The organism is Acinetobacter sp. MYb191 (genome assembly GCF_037572605.1).
Taxonomy (GTDB): Bacteria; Pseudomonadota; Gammaproteobacteria; order Pseudomonadales; family Moraxellaceae; genus Acinetobacter; species Acinetobacter johnsonii.
Window position 1 is genome coordinate 355,672 of sequence record NZ_JBBGZP010000008.1, and the last position, 13,811, is coordinate 369,482.

Annotated in this window: 13 protein-coding genes; 4 read left to right on the forward strand and 9 right to left on the reverse strand. The window is 40.1% G+C overall.

Features of this window, described 5'->3' with window-relative positions; genetic code table 11:
• Window positions 1–173: 173 nt before the first annotated feature.
• Window positions 174–389: a hypothetical protein gene (locus WH214_RS04915; protein WP_004693517.1), complete on the reverse strand. Its 216-nt coding sequence runs from the start codon at window positions 387–389 to the stop codon at window positions 174–176.
• A gap of 270 nt (window positions 390–659) precedes the next feature.
• Window positions 660–1,829: a type I restriction endonuclease gene (locus WH214_RS04920; RefSeq protein WP_339400712.1), complete on the reverse strand. Its 1,170-nt coding sequence runs from the start codon at window positions 1,827–1,829 to the stop codon at window positions 660–662.
• A gap of 409 nt (window positions 1,830–2,238) precedes the next feature.
• Between WH214_RS04920 and WH214_RS04925 the strand changes: the two genes are divergently transcribed.
• The 3 genes from WH214_RS04925 (at window position 2,239) to WH214_RS04935 (ending at window position 4,428) form a co-directional block, all read left to right on the forward strand.
• Entirely contained in the window at window positions 2,239–3,444 is a 1,206-nt protein-coding gene (locus WH214_RS04925; protein WP_339400713.1) for a DUF1615 family protein, read from the forward strand.
• A complete protein-coding gene (locus WH214_RS04930; protein ID WP_339400714.1) occupies window positions 3,411–4,067 on the forward strand; it encodes an HAD-IB family hydrolase in 657 nt (218 codons plus the stop codon). Before WH214_RS04925 ends, WH214_RS04930 begins: the two co-directional genes overlap by 34 nt.
• A gap of 160 nt (window positions 4,068–4,227) precedes the next feature.
• Window positions 4,228–4,428 carry a hypothetical protein gene (locus WH214_RS04935; protein WP_004693524.1) on the forward strand — a complete coding sequence of 67 codons (201 nt, stop codon included), beginning with the start codon at window positions 4,228–4,230 and terminating at the stop codon, window positions 4,426–4,428.
• 37 nt (window positions 4,429–4,465) lie between these two features.
• On the opposite strand, the gene WH214_RS04940 is transcribed toward WH214_RS04935, so the two are convergent.
• A complete protein-coding gene (locus WH214_RS04940) occupies window positions 4,466–5,560 on the reverse strand; it encodes a fatty acid desaturase family protein (protein ID WP_078389684.1) in 1,095 nt (364 codons plus the stop codon).
• Window positions 5,561–5,574: 14 nt separating this feature from the next.
• Complete coding sequence (locus WH214_RS04945; RefSeq protein ID WP_339400715.1) at window positions 5,575–6,642, reverse strand: ferredoxin reductase; 1,068 nt, start codon at window positions 6,640–6,642, stop codon at window positions 5,575–5,577.
• A gap of 140 nt (window positions 6,643–6,782) precedes the next feature.
• Here WH214_RS04945 and fabR point away from each other — a divergent pair, with 140 nt between their 5' ends.
• On the forward strand, window positions 6,783–7,478 hold the full coding sequence (fabR, locus tag WH214_RS04950; protein ID WP_339400716.1) for an HTH-type transcriptional repressor FabR: 696 nt from the start codon (window positions 6,783–6,785) through the stop codon (window positions 7,476–7,478).
• A gap of 38 nt (window positions 7,479–7,516) precedes the next feature.
• Here the strand turns inward: fabR and WH214_RS04955 are convergent, their stop codons facing one another.
• The 5 genes from WH214_RS04955 to WH214_RS04975 all read right to left on the reverse strand — a co-directional run bounded on the left by WH214_RS04955 (window position 7,517) and on the right by WH214_RS04975 (window position 13,805).
• Window positions 7,517–8,332, reverse strand: a complete 816-nt coding sequence (locus WH214_RS04955) for an alpha/beta fold hydrolase (protein WP_339400717.1) — start codon at window positions 8,330–8,332, stop codon at window positions 7,517–7,519.
• Window positions 8,333–8,469: 137 nt separating this feature from the next.
• Window positions 8,470–8,736 carry a PAAR domain-containing protein gene (locus tag WH214_RS04960; protein ID WP_005399638.1) on the reverse strand — a complete coding sequence of 89 codons (267 nt, stop codon included), beginning with the start codon at window positions 8,734–8,736 and terminating at the stop codon, window positions 8,470–8,472.
• Window positions 8,737–8,896: 160 nt separating this feature from the next.
• Window positions 8,897–11,725, reverse strand: a complete 2,829-nt coding sequence (gene rapA, locus WH214_RS04965) for an RNA polymerase-associated protein RapA (RefSeq protein ID WP_339992952.1) — start codon at window positions 11,723–11,725, stop codon at window positions 8,897–8,899.
• Window positions 11,726–11,870: 145 nt separating this feature from the next.
• Window positions 11,871–12,515 (reverse strand): RluA family pseudouridine synthase, encoded by a 645-nt coding sequence (locus WH214_RS04970; RefSeq protein ID WP_445206350.1) that lies wholly within the window; start codon window positions 12,513–12,515, stop codon window positions 11,871–11,873.
• 174 nt (window positions 12,516–12,689) lie between these two features.
• Complete coding sequence (locus tag WH214_RS04975; RefSeq protein WP_339422906.1) at window positions 12,690–13,805, reverse strand: ABC transporter permease; 1,116 nt, start codon at window positions 13,803–13,805, stop codon at window positions 12,690–12,692.
• Between the last annotated feature and the right edge of the window lie 6 nt (window positions 13,806–13,811).

Genomic DNA, 13,811 nt, shown 5'->3' on the forward strand with positions numbered 1-13,811 from the left:
AATAAAATAAATAATTCTAATACACTATCACTATAAGCTTTTTAGCGTGCAATAGATAGACCTTAACATATTATTTTATTGCTAACACTCAACCCCACACGAAATGCTTTTTCATCGATATTGATAAGAAAATCTTCACTAAAAGCGAATAAAGCTTATTTACCCGCTTCTAGCTAATTTTTCTTTCCTAAAATCAACTCAACTTGATGAGTAACATCCCATATTTTCATTTCTGCATGTCGCCAAAAATTAAAGACTTGATCGCCCTTAACGTACTTTTGCTTGATATAGCTCGATGATTTATTTTGATCTATCTCTTTTGCATTAAATCGCATCTTATTTAAAATCACTACTTGACCATCCAAGTCACCACCAATACAGATATTCATATTGTTCTGCCTGCTAAGTAACAATTAAACTATAGCACAAATAAAAAAGCCTACTCTTTGATAAGCTTTTCAGGCTTGTTATCGAGCCTTTGGCTGTACTCCATAACTCTTGTTCATAGTTCATCGAAAATTAGAAACATCATTTTGATATCTTTGCACGACAGTGACGTCCAAGAATGACTTGTAATGACAAAGTAAGGACTATCCTATCTCTCAAGTATGAAGTTTTACTGTGCTATGAAAAAGCCACTTATAAAGTGGCTTTTTCTATTAGGAATTAGGTGCTCTTTTAAAGTTGTCATCATTACTACAGTAATCCAAGCAATCTTTTAAAATGCCTACGGCTCTATAGATGTGTTCAGGTTTATCTAAAAAAACTTGACCGTTATTTTGCACTTCTAATCCTGCCCGCTCTAACTCTTTTTTTCGATAGTCATCAATTGCTACTGCAAACTGAATGGTTGGTCTCTTACGATTTACATCATATCTAAATAACCAGCGATTATTTTTATTCTGAAACAGCACGCTAAAATAGCTTTCTGTATCTTTAGCAACCAATTCAACTTCAGGAAATAGCTCTGTCACAATACGACTTAATTCCTGTTCATCAACTGTAGTCACAATTCTTTCATTTTCAGAGTTAACAATGTCAGCTAGCGTGGAGCTTTCGGATACAATCTCAATAGTCTCCTCTACTTTTTGTTCAACTGGCTGGGCAGTAATAATTGTAGGCGAAGATAGTCCTTTAACAACGGTGTCACTAATTGACTGCTCAACAGCTTGCTTTACAAAAGGCTGAATTGACTCTAAAAATTTAGTGTTTAATTGACGAGGAATACTTGCTTGTTGAGCCACATAGCGAACAAAATCAATATCAACTTCATTAATACTTCTTTTTATTACAGTTTTAAACTGCTGGATATATTGATTTTCTTCAGCAAAAAAGCGTAGCTTTTCTACATGAAAATTATCATGTTTAAACTCAGCTAGCTGTGTCAAATCCTCAGCTTTGTTCTTCGTAAAATCAACTGTTAAAAATGGCTTATCATCCATCACATTTGGATTAATTAAATCAGTAAAAAATCTCCATTCTTTACCATTTGTGATCGCGCCAATCGTCACCCCTAAACTACTGTTAAAATATCTAGACAGCTGCGGAGCATGATTCGTTAAATTAGCAACATAAGGTTTTGCTTCAATAAACATTACAGGTTGCCCATTACAGTAAAGTGCATAATCAACTCTTTCTGTAGATTTCACACCTGGAAAATCAGCTGCAAATTCTGCAAGTACCTTGGTCGGGTCATAAGGGCTAAAACCTAAAATATCTAATAAAGGAAGGATTAAAGCCTGTTTAGTTGTTTCTTCTGTAGTACAGTGGCCCCCTACTTTTTTCACATGCTCAATATGGCTTCTTAGTCTATTAATAAAATTTTCCATATTCCCCTCATTATTATTGAAAGTATATTTTTTGATCTAATTTTAGATCTTAACCCTTTTACTTTATTTTTCAAATATTAATTTAAATTTGTTTTTAGAATGTCATTACAGTCTATTCATTGAACTATTTTCTGTTTGATTTATTAAAAAAGAATTTAAAAAAAATGGAAGTGTCATGAGTTAAGCTCCCCTCAATCTATTGCACGAATTTTGCACCACAATAAAACCGATAACAGACTGAATACTATTCATTCGTCTTAACAACTCAACCCACCTACCATCGGAACAACAATCAAATGATTTGACAGTTGATACCGACCAATATACATATAAATTCATCACTTTTTCGACCGACATAGTATACTGCACCTGCTGTTTCGGCTCACCTTTTATCATGTGTTCTCTGTTTATGAATAAAAAGCTGTTTCTTTCTTCTGGTTTAAAAACACTAAGTGTCTTGACCATATCTATAGGCTTAACCGCCTGCGGTGATCGTTCATGGTGGACAGATGATGAGCCTAAGCTCAATGCTGAACAAATCGCACGCATCATTCCCGGACGCGTAAATGACCGCCGTTCATGGGCTGAAGATATTTACGATATTTCAGAGCAGTTTGGTATTCCTCAAAATAAAGAGAATATGTGTTCGATCATTGCCGTGGTTGATCAAGAGTCTAACTTTGTTGCAGATCCACAAGTTTATGGTTTGGGTGAAAAAGCGGTTAAAGAAGTCCAAGATCGTTTAGATGAAAAATTTAAAGATAAGCTCGGTGATGCCATTGGTGGCACCATCGCAGGTTATTTCCAACAGGTCTTAAAAGAGCAGCCAAGCCCTGAAGATAACTATTTAAGCCAAATGCGCCGCGTTAAAACAGAACGCGAACTGGATGAACTGTACCGTGAAATTTTTGACTATATGTCAAAGCACTATCACGTCAGTGCACTCACAGGTGCAGCCAAACTTGTCGGTCAGGACGTGGGCGAAAAAATGAACCCGATTACCACATTGGGTTCAATGCAAGTGCATATCGGCTATGCTAAAGACAATAAACGTGAAGGTGGCAGCATGGCTGACCTTCGTACCGACCTCTATAGTCAATATGGTGGTCTGTACTACGGTATTCACCGACTGATGATGTACCCTGCTGACTATGACAAACCGCTTTACCGTTTTGCCGACTATAACTCGGGTATGTACTCAAGTCGAAATGCCGCTTTCCAAAGTATGTTGAATGACTTAACCGAAGCAGAACTTGATTTAGACGGCGACTTGTTACTTTATGGCAAAGATGGCTCACCTAAATCTGCAAAGAGTCAATCAGAGCGCGAACTCATCAGTGTTTTTGCTCAGCACAATATTTTGGTTACTCCGCGTCAAATTCGCTCTGACCTGAAAAAAGAGAAAGAGAAAAAATTTGAAGATACAGCAACCTATCGCGCTGTGGCTAAACTGTATCAAGAAGTCACTAAAAAAGAACCATTCTATGCCATGATGCCAGAAGTCGTCATTTCTGGTCCAAAGCTCAGCCGTGACTACAATACCAACTGGTTTGCCACTCGTGTCAATGGACGTTATCAAACATGCATGCAACGTGCAAAGCGCATAAAAATCTAGCCTTATTTGACTTTGATGGCACCCTGTATGACAAAGACAGTTTTACGGGGTTCATCTTCTATGTACATTCAAAACGGCATATTGCCCTACAAGGCTTAAAAGTCCTGCCTTATATTCAAAGTTATTATTTGGGTTTTTATCCTGCCCATCATATGCGTTCTAAACTCTTCCATGCGATGTTTAAGCAAGCTGAAGTGAGCGAAATTGACGCTTATGCAAAACGCTATGCAGAACTCTTAATCAAAGGACTTAACCCAGCACTTTATAGCCAACTAAAGCAACACCAAAGTTTGGGCGATGATGTGGTTTTAGTCTCTGCTTCAATTGATATCTATTTAAAATATGTGTGTGAAATACTCTCAATCGATCTGATCTGTACCCGCGTTGAACAAGACCAGCAATACTATACAGGGCGCTATCTGACCGCAGACTGTAGTTGTGAATACAAAGCTCAACGTATCCAAGAAAAATATGAGCTGGATAGTTATCATGCCGTTTATGCTTATGGAAATAGCATTGAAGATAAACAAATGCTGTCTTTAGCCGATTTTAGCTATTTGGTAGGGACAGACTTAAGCCTTCCCGACTTGTCAAATACATCAAATCATCGCCAAATAAGCTAATTATTAAGCATGGATTAATAATTAGCCATATTAAATTTTTAAAAATATTTATTATTAAAATTCAGTATGTTTTATTTACCAAAAAATATATTTATGATAAATTTTGCCTAATAAAAATATTTTGAGAACCATTCCACTTAAATTATAAAAAGGCATCAATATGGAACAGTTATCTCCACCCAAGTATGTCAAAGGTCTTTCGATCAAATTCGGTGAAAGTCCCTTTGTATTATTGGCGCAGTTTGCTTTTAATGCTTCAAAACAAAAATGGTTAAAACATGAGATTGAACATGTGCTCAATATCGCCAAACAAGGTGATTACCATCATCTGGTAAAGACATTACGTCAATTTAGTAAATAACAAAAAAAGCCACTTCAAATGAAGTGGCTTTTTTTACTTACTTTTTAAAGGGAAATGCATATTTCACAATACGTTTGATGACGCTGCCATACTGTTTTACTAAACTGGCATTGTTATAGTTAATGCCATATTTTTCACACACCGCTTGTACTTTCGGTGCCATTTTACGGTAACGACGCGCGGGTACGTCTGGGTATAAATGATGCTCAATTTGATGACTTAAGTGCCCTGTCAAAATATGGAATGCTTCTGAACCGGTTAAATTCGACGAACCACGAATTTGGCGCATGTACCAGTGACCGCGGCTTTCATTTTCCAGTACTTTTTTCGGGAAAACTTCCACGTCTTTGGTGAAGTGTCCACAAAAAATCACACTAAATGTCCACATGTTACGGATACCATTTGCAACCAAATTCCCTGTAAAGACAGGCAACGCCGCAGGTCCTGCAATGAGTGGGAAAAACACATAGTCTTTAAACAATTGTTTACCAATTTTGCGCTGCATAGGTTTCCATTCGGCTAAAGTCTGTGCTTTGCTTTTACGCCCCTTGAAGTATTTGCCTAATTCCAAGTTTTGGATGGCAACGCCCCATTGGAACAACAAACAAAATGGAATGCTATAAATCGGTTGCAATAAAAAGCCCGGTTTCCAACGTTGTTCTGGGAATAATCGAAGCAGACCATAGCCAATGTCATCATCCATCCCTTTAATATTGGTATAGGTATGATGCTTGTAGTTATGGGTCTGACGCCAGTTATCTGCTGTACCTACAATGTCCCATTCATAGTTTTGACCATTAAACTTAGGGTCATTCATCCAGTCATATTGACCGTGCATTACGTTGTGACCCAACTCCATGTTTTCCATGATTTTGGCAAAACTCAGCAAGCCCGTGCCCAACACCCATGCAGGTGGGAACCAACCTGCAAATAAACATGCACGACCTGCAATAGACGCATAACGCACCGCTGCATAGACACGACGAATATATTGCGCATCTTTTTCACCAATATCATCCAGCACCTCTTGCTTAATGGCATCTAGCTCACGTGCAAGCTCATCTAACTCGAATGTCGTTAATTCACGATTCTTAGGATTTTTAAAATATTCAACTTTAACAGGCATATTCATTGTATTTATTCCCCTTATAAATCAACAATAAGATCGGTTTGTGCCGTATTGACACAGATTTTTAGAAAATTTCCAGGCTCAGAATTTTGTGCACCATTGACCAAGTTTTTGGTCGAACCTTCAACTTTGTTGCAGGCACATTTGTTACAGATTCCCATACGGCAGCCATGTTGAGGCTTCACATTTTGCTGTTCCAAACTTGCAAGAATGGATTGACCTTTGGGAATGCTTAAAATCTTCTTCGACTTTGTTAAGGTAATATTCACAAAACCAACATCATCATTTGCAAATGGACTCATGCTAAACGCTTCAGTTTTTAAGGTGTTGGCATGAGCGAAAAGCTGCTCAACCGTAGCTACAAACCCTGAAGGGCCGCATGCATATACCGTTGCATTTTCAATCTGATCCAGTCGAGACACATGATTTTGATTTAAACGCTCACCTTCATCTGACTCTTGGGTATAAAACATGCTGAATGTGAAGTTTGAATATTGTGCTGCCAACTGCTCAAAATATGCTTTGAAAGCTGCATCAGTATGCTTTTTCACCCAATACATCAAATGTACAGGCTGCTTTTTAAGCTTGGCGGTCTTCTCTAAACGTTTCAGTAAGCTCAGCATGGGGGTAATACCACTGCCCGCAGCAAGTAAAATTAACCGTTGATCATTTACAGTTAATTGCATATCGCCATAAGGCTGGCCGAACTCTAAAACGTCGCCAATTTGAGCCTGCTCACATAGCCAATGGCTTGCCTTGCCTTGGTCTACTTTTTTCACATTTAGCAAGACATGTTGCGCATCAATCTGGGTCAAACTATAGGTACGTTCATAACGTACGCCTTGAACCACGACATACACAGGATGGTGCTGTCCCGCTTGCCCCATTTGAAAATGACGGTTGGTTTGCAGCGTCAAACTCACCATATCGTGTGCAACTTGCTCTTTTTTTACCACTTTACCCAAAGCTTGGTGTATCGACCAAAGTGGGTTGATTTTTTGAAGCCAAAAGTTAGCTGTGTGTCGGTCTATAACACTCTCAGCATACTCAGTTAAAGGAGATTTAGTTTTTTCAAGGATCTGCATAGTAAAGGACCACGCCATAGATTTTGAATTATTATACACATGTATATATATTTGTATATATACTCTGATTGTTTCGTTTCGTTTCACAATGCCGACCAGTGGGGCTATAATGAACCGATTGATTTAATTGCTTGATAAATATGACACCGACCACCATTCAAACCCATACAACCAACACAGAGCATGAAGCTTCAAAAAAACATGCACCAGTGCTTGCACGTAGTGTTGGTCGAAAAGCAACGATTACAAAAGATGAACTGTTTCAAGCTGCTTTAAATTTGATTGGTCCTGAAAAAAGTATTGCATCCCTGAGCTTGCGTGAAGTCGCACGTGAAGCAGGCATTGCGCCGAATAGTTTTTATCGTCATTTTAAAGATACCGATGAACTGGCTATTGAGTTAATTGAACGTGCAGGTGTTGTGCTACGTCAAATTTTGCATGAAGCACGTATTAAGGCCATTCGCCAAGAAAGCATTATTCGTAGCTCAGTCGAAGTTTTTATTGAACAACTCGATGCTGATGATGGCAACTTAAGCCTGCTATTACGCGAAGCATATACGGGTTCGGCATCTTATAAAAATGCGGTCGAAAGACAGTTGAATTATTTCCAGCAAGAGCTCAAAGACGATTTAATTCGTTTAGAACGCTTAAATAATAGCAAACTCTTCCACCCTGAATTGGTGGCCATGGCAATCACCCAATTGGTTTTCAATATGGGTGCCAAAGTGATTGATATGCCAAGTGTAGAGCGTAAAGAAATGGCCGAACAAACCATGATCATGATTCGCATGATTTTGGAAGGTTCACGTCATTTGGATGAAGCGATGATTCGCTAACCTATTATTACACCCAACAGATTCGCTGAAATATCTTCTTATTTGTTTCGCTGTTGCTCTTTAATGAGCTGTTGCACAAATTCAGCGGTCTGTTTCGGTTGTTCCAACGGAAACATATGCCCGCCTTCTAACACGCTATACTCAATCGCATAGGTTTTTTTCATCCCTTGGGGTAAACCTTGCTTATAGAAATGGCTGTCTTCTGCAGTTAATACATGAATCGGCATACTCGGTGCTTTGCGTGGGGTACGCCACCACCATGCAGGCACTGTCCTGAAGATCTCTGCTTCAGTATGTTTGGGAATGGTTAGCGTCACCCCATTTCGAGTCGGATCACTTTTTAAACCACATTCTATAAAGTCCGCAAAACACTGTTCATCAAAGTCTTTAAAAATACGATTCGGTCTGAGCGCCTGACTGGCCTGTTCAATACTCTCCCAATAATCACGACGTTTGACCGTCATCGCAGCCGGGGTGAGTTTTTCAATGGACTTCGATCCCAACTTTTGTAACGCTTCAAATAAAAAGGCCTTAGAACCAATCACAAACGGTGGGTCCATGATAATCACTTGAGAAAACAACTGTGGTTTTTTATAAGCCGCCATAAGCGTGAGTAAAGAGCCAAAAGAATGCCCTAAACCAATCACTTGTTGCCGTGGAAACTGCTGTTCAATATCTGAAATAACTTGATCCACCAAGGCTTCCCAACGGTATTCCACAGGATAGTGCGGATCTAGACCAATCATCGGAATCGCTTTGACATCAAAATCTTTATTTAAAAACTGAAAGAATTTTTGATAGCTGCCCGAGGGAATGCCGTTTGCATGGGTAAAGTGTAAGGCTGGTTTGCTCATGTCATTCAGATCTATTATTTGTAGCTTATTTACCATAATCGTTTTTCAATCTAAACGAAATGGCGCAGGATGAATGCTAAGTCATAGACTTTGATCACTTCGGCCAATTTTAAAAATATTCCGGAATAGATCTGACATTACTTTGCAGAAACAGTTAAGTTCTGATTACCTAAAAAAGTAGCGCCACAGTTGGTTTTGTCTCCTGCAATCACCACAGCACGCCCCAAGACCGTTGTACTCTGATCTGCTGCAATCGCAGAAACCACCATTCGACACTTAGGACAAAAATGCTTCATTCCATTTAAGTGCACAGCAATGCCGTTGATCACAAAACTATTTTCACACTCAGTGACTATGCCACCATGTGTTGTTTTTGAACCCATTGTTACTAGAGCTTTAGACATAATTTATTGTTCGATACATTAGAGTTTTAATGGCGAAAATTCTAGCATAAGCAAGCGCTTAAAATTTCAATGGATTACTTTTCAAATACAACTTAAACAATCTCTTTTTAAAAATTCATTAAAAAAGCACCCGAAGGTGCTTTTCATACAGCGATTCCAATTATGGTTTAACCACAACCATCACTTGAATTGCTTCTGGTGTGACCGATAGGCCATCGAGCAAACCAAGACCTTCTTTTTGCAGTTTTTGTAGGCGCGAAATTTCGTCTTCACGAATACTCGGATTAAACTGCTTTAAGTAAGTCAGGCGGTCAATTTCGTATTGCCACTTACTGCCGTAGACTTCTTTCGCCTGTTGCACAAAGCTTGGTAAAGCCGCACGTGCAAGCTCTAATGCTTGTACATAACGCTGTTCAATCACTTCACGGCGTGCTTTCACGACTTGACGACAGCTATTACCATCCAAATGATGCAAATACGGTTTTAAAATTTCAGGCGCAATTTTCTGCGACAGGTCTTGACCCTTTTCACTCAACAAAACGCGAACCAGCTGCTGCGGTAAGCTTGAAGGCAAATTCAAAGCTTTCGGTGCAACCACATCGACCTTAAACCACACTTCCAACAATACCGAACCTTGCGGTAAAGCAGCTGACTTCAAGACTGCAACGTTGGTACTACCAAAACCTTGAGTGTTGATCATTTCCATTACGCTTTCAGTAAATGGATGCTCAAGGGTTAAATACTGAGCATCTTCACGTATCTGAGCTTGATCGCGGTAGAAGGTTGCAGTCATGCCTTCTTCGTCCAAGGTTAAACCTTGAACTTGCATTTGATCGGTTGGTTTAATGATGACTGTACCATTGCTTTGCTCGTCAAAATCAATATTTGTCGACGCCATAAAACGCTTCATAAACATTGGCAAAGTGGTGTTGTCATCATAAGACTCAAGCGCTTGTACAATTTCTTGCGCCACAATTGGACGACAAGAGTTGTATTCAAGCAAACGGTCGCGACCTGATTGTAACTCTGCTTCTAAGGCTTCACGTTGTACGCTGACCGCTTCGAGTAAGTCATCAAACTGCTGACCTTGATCTGTCAGTAAACAATCTTTCAATTCAACAATAAAGTTTTCTTGTAAAGTTTGCGCAGTTGGCGAGATATTACTGAAAATATTTAATGCTTCGTTATACCAACGGAACATACGTTCTTGCGCTGTACCAATCAAATACGGCACATGAATTTGAATCCGGTTTTCTTGACCAATACGGTCTAAACGACCAATACGTTGTTCAAGTACATCTGGGTTCGCAGGCAAATCAAATAAAATCAAATCTGATGCAAACTGGAAGTTACGACCTTCAGAACCAATTTCAGAGCACAGTAAAATTTGTGCACCATAAGATTCTTCAGCAAAGTAAGCCGACGCTTGGTCACGCTCAAGCAAACTCATGCCTTCATGGAACATTGCAGTACGAATACCCGCATGTAAACGGAGTACGTTTTCAAGTGCTTCAACCACGGGACCAGTACGTGCAATAAGCAACACTTTTTTGTGTTTTAAGTCTGTACGTAGTTTTTCCATGAGCCACATAACACGTGGATCAGCTTCCATCCACGCACCGTCAAGCTGCGCTTCTTCTGGCCACATTTGTTCACGCAATTTACCGTCTTTAGACCAGTTTTCTGGGGCAGGTAAAGGTGCAGGTTGACAGTCACGACCTGGAAAGCCTTGAATGGCCTCACGAGTATTACGGAACAAAATACGCCCTGTACCATGACGGTCTAAAAGCTCATGAATGGCACGGAAACGTTGTTCGGGTGCATCTTCAATGCGATGCCCTAACAAACCTTCCAATGCAGCTAAATGCCCTTCTTCAAGGGGCATATCTGACATCAGTACTTCAGCAATTTTTGCAGTTTGTTGATACTGGGTTTCTTCATCCAAGAAACGATCCAGCGAACTAAAACGCTGTGGGTCAAGTAAACGTAAACGCGCAAAGTGACTTTCCACACCCAGCTGTTCTGGGGTTGCCGTTAACAGTAAAACACCCGGTGTTTTTTCTGCTAACTCTTCGATCAAGTCATAGCGGTCATTACCACCGTCTTCTTCATTCCACATCAAGTGATGCGCTTCATCGACCACCAACAGATCGAAACCAGCTTCTAGGGCTTGTTCACGCAAGTCATCATGATCAATCATCAAATCGATTGACGCAATAATGCATTGTTCAGTCAGGAATGGATTCAGTTCAGGATCATGTTCTTTAATTGAAGCCGTACGGGTTAAATCAAATAATGAGAAGTTCAAATTGAAACGACGACGCATTTCAATCATCCACTGATATTGCAGTGAATCGGGTACTAAAATTAGGATGCGTTCTGAACGTCCCGTTTTAAGCTGTTGATGGATAATTAATCCAGCTTCAATGGTTTTACCTAAGCCCACTTCATCGGCTAAAAGGACACGGGGTGCAAAACGTTGACCCACTTCGTGTGCAATATACAACTGATGAGGAATCAGACCAACACGCGAACCGACCATACCACGCAGTGGGCTCGACTTCATATTGGCTTGCATCAGCATCGCTTCAATACGTAAGTCGTACCATTCTTTATAGTCAATTTGACTTGCCAATAGGCGATCAAGCGGTTTAGACAGCTGAATTTGCGCACCAATGCGAGTCTCGTTCAGTGATTTACGTTCTTCCATGCCATCTTCTGAGCGACGAACAACGTTATAACGCACCACACCATGACGGTCTTCATGTGATTCAACCGTCCACTTGGTGCCTTCTTGATCTTGCAATTCATCGTTCACGTTAAAAATGATACGCGATAAAGGTGCATTATTCCGTGCATAAACACGTGTTTCATCACTTTTAGGGAATAAGATGCTGACAGATCGCTCATCTACATCAATAAGAACTCCTAGACCTAGTTCCGTTTCAGTATCTGATAACCAACGTTGACCAATAGCAAACTGCTGCAATTTTTACACCTTTATCTACAAGTTAGGACTGCAAATTTAACACTCAAACATTGTTTGATATTTGAGCAAAATTATACACCTTTAAGCAATATATTTTGACATAAAGCTCACTAAAAAAGTGAGCAAATTTGATGATTCCACGTACTTAAAATGGTACTGGACAAATAAATTCGATACGTTCATTGGTTTGGGGATGATGAAAACTCAAACGCTCTGCGTGTAAACACAAACGCGGCATCAAATCTTGCTGGTCAGGCGCAGCATAGAGCGTATCTCCCACGATAGGATGACCTAAAAACTGCATATGTACACGAAGTTGATGTGAACGCCCTGTAATGGGGGTGAGCGCCACACGAGTCACGGGCTGACCCTGTATTTCAAAATGTTCAATGGATTTCCACTCCGTCACAGCAGGCTTGTTATGACTGGGCTCTGCAATATGTAACGGTGGACGGGATGGATCATAAATCACAGGCACATCAACAGTGCCCTGACCATCTAAATGACCAACCACAATCGCTTGATAGGTTTTATCGGTTTGGCGCTCTTGAAACTGACGAGAAATGGATTTTTGTCCCCAACGGCTGAGACCAAAAACCAAGATACCTGAGGTATCACGATCAAGACGGTGGATCAGTAGTGTTTTAGGTTCTAGTTTGACTAAACGATTGATCATACAATCTTGTAAGTCTTCTGTCTTCCCCGGAACGGTGAGTATACCTGCAGGCTTATGGATGACCATAAAGTCTTCATCTCGATGAATCAGGTGTTCGGTTAGAAAATTACTCAAGGTTCCATTCCAAGCTGATCGCGAAAACAAGCGGGCAATAATAAAAAGCTTAAGCTAGAAATACAATGCAAAAATCGTTTTTTTTAATCATGAACCGATATTGATTGCATTATTTAACGTCAAACGCCGAATCACAGTCTGTATCGATAAGAGAAACATAAAGATATCACTCTATTATGACAAACGATTTCTAAATAACCACGCAGCCAAAGGCAAGGTAATTATGGCTAATATTAACATTGGTACAAAGTCCCATTTCACTTGCGCAAAACTCGCACCTTCCAAATACACCCGTTGTACCAAGTCTATGCCAAAGCGTAGCGGGTTGGCAAAAGTCAGCCAATTCAACACTTCTGGCATATTTTGTACAGGAGTTAGTAAACCAGATAAAAGAGTCAAAGGCATAATCAAAAAGAAAGTATACAGCATGGCTTGTTGCATATTGAGTGCAATTGCTGAAATCGACAGTCCTACACCCACAACGGCAATATTAAAGGCAAATAATCCAAAATACAGTAAGATCAAGGAGCCATTCATCGGGATCTGAAACCAGAACAGAATAATCGCTAAAATAATGGAAGATTGAATAACTCCAATAATAATCGGCGGAATCGCCTTACCAATCATAATCTGCGTCGGGGTATAGGGTGTAACTAAGAGCTGATCAAAAGTCCCTTGTTCACGCTCGCGTGCTACTGAAAGTGCCGAAAGTAACAGTGTCTGCATCATACTTAAAGTTGCAATAAGAGATGGCATGATGCCCCATCTCGACTCGACATTCGGGTTATACCATGTCCGCGCTTGTACCGTGATCGCGGAGTTGGTTCCCAAACGTTCTTGATTGACCTGCCCCACCACACTGCTGATGTAGGAGCCCGCCATACTTGCGGTCGATGAGTTTCTCCCATCTAGAATCACTTGAATCGGCGTAGACTCTTGATTATTGAGCTTATCCTCAAAGTCAGCAGGAATGATGATGACCGCCAAGGCTGTTCGATCATTAATCACCTGTTGGATTTGTTGATTATTTTGCAAATCTGCTGTTCGTTTAAAAATTCCTGAACCATCTAAATGTGCTAAAACTTGTTGTGAGCTTTGGCTTCGGCTTTGATCCAGCACAGCATAATCAACATGATTCACATCATAACTTGCGGCATAACCAAACAAGACCGCTTGGATAAATACAGGCGCGATTAAGGTCACCCGATTGGCAGGATCGACTAAAATGGCTAAAAACTCTTTTCGGATCAGCACCCAAAGATAACGAAACCAGCGTATTAACGTTGCCATAACACC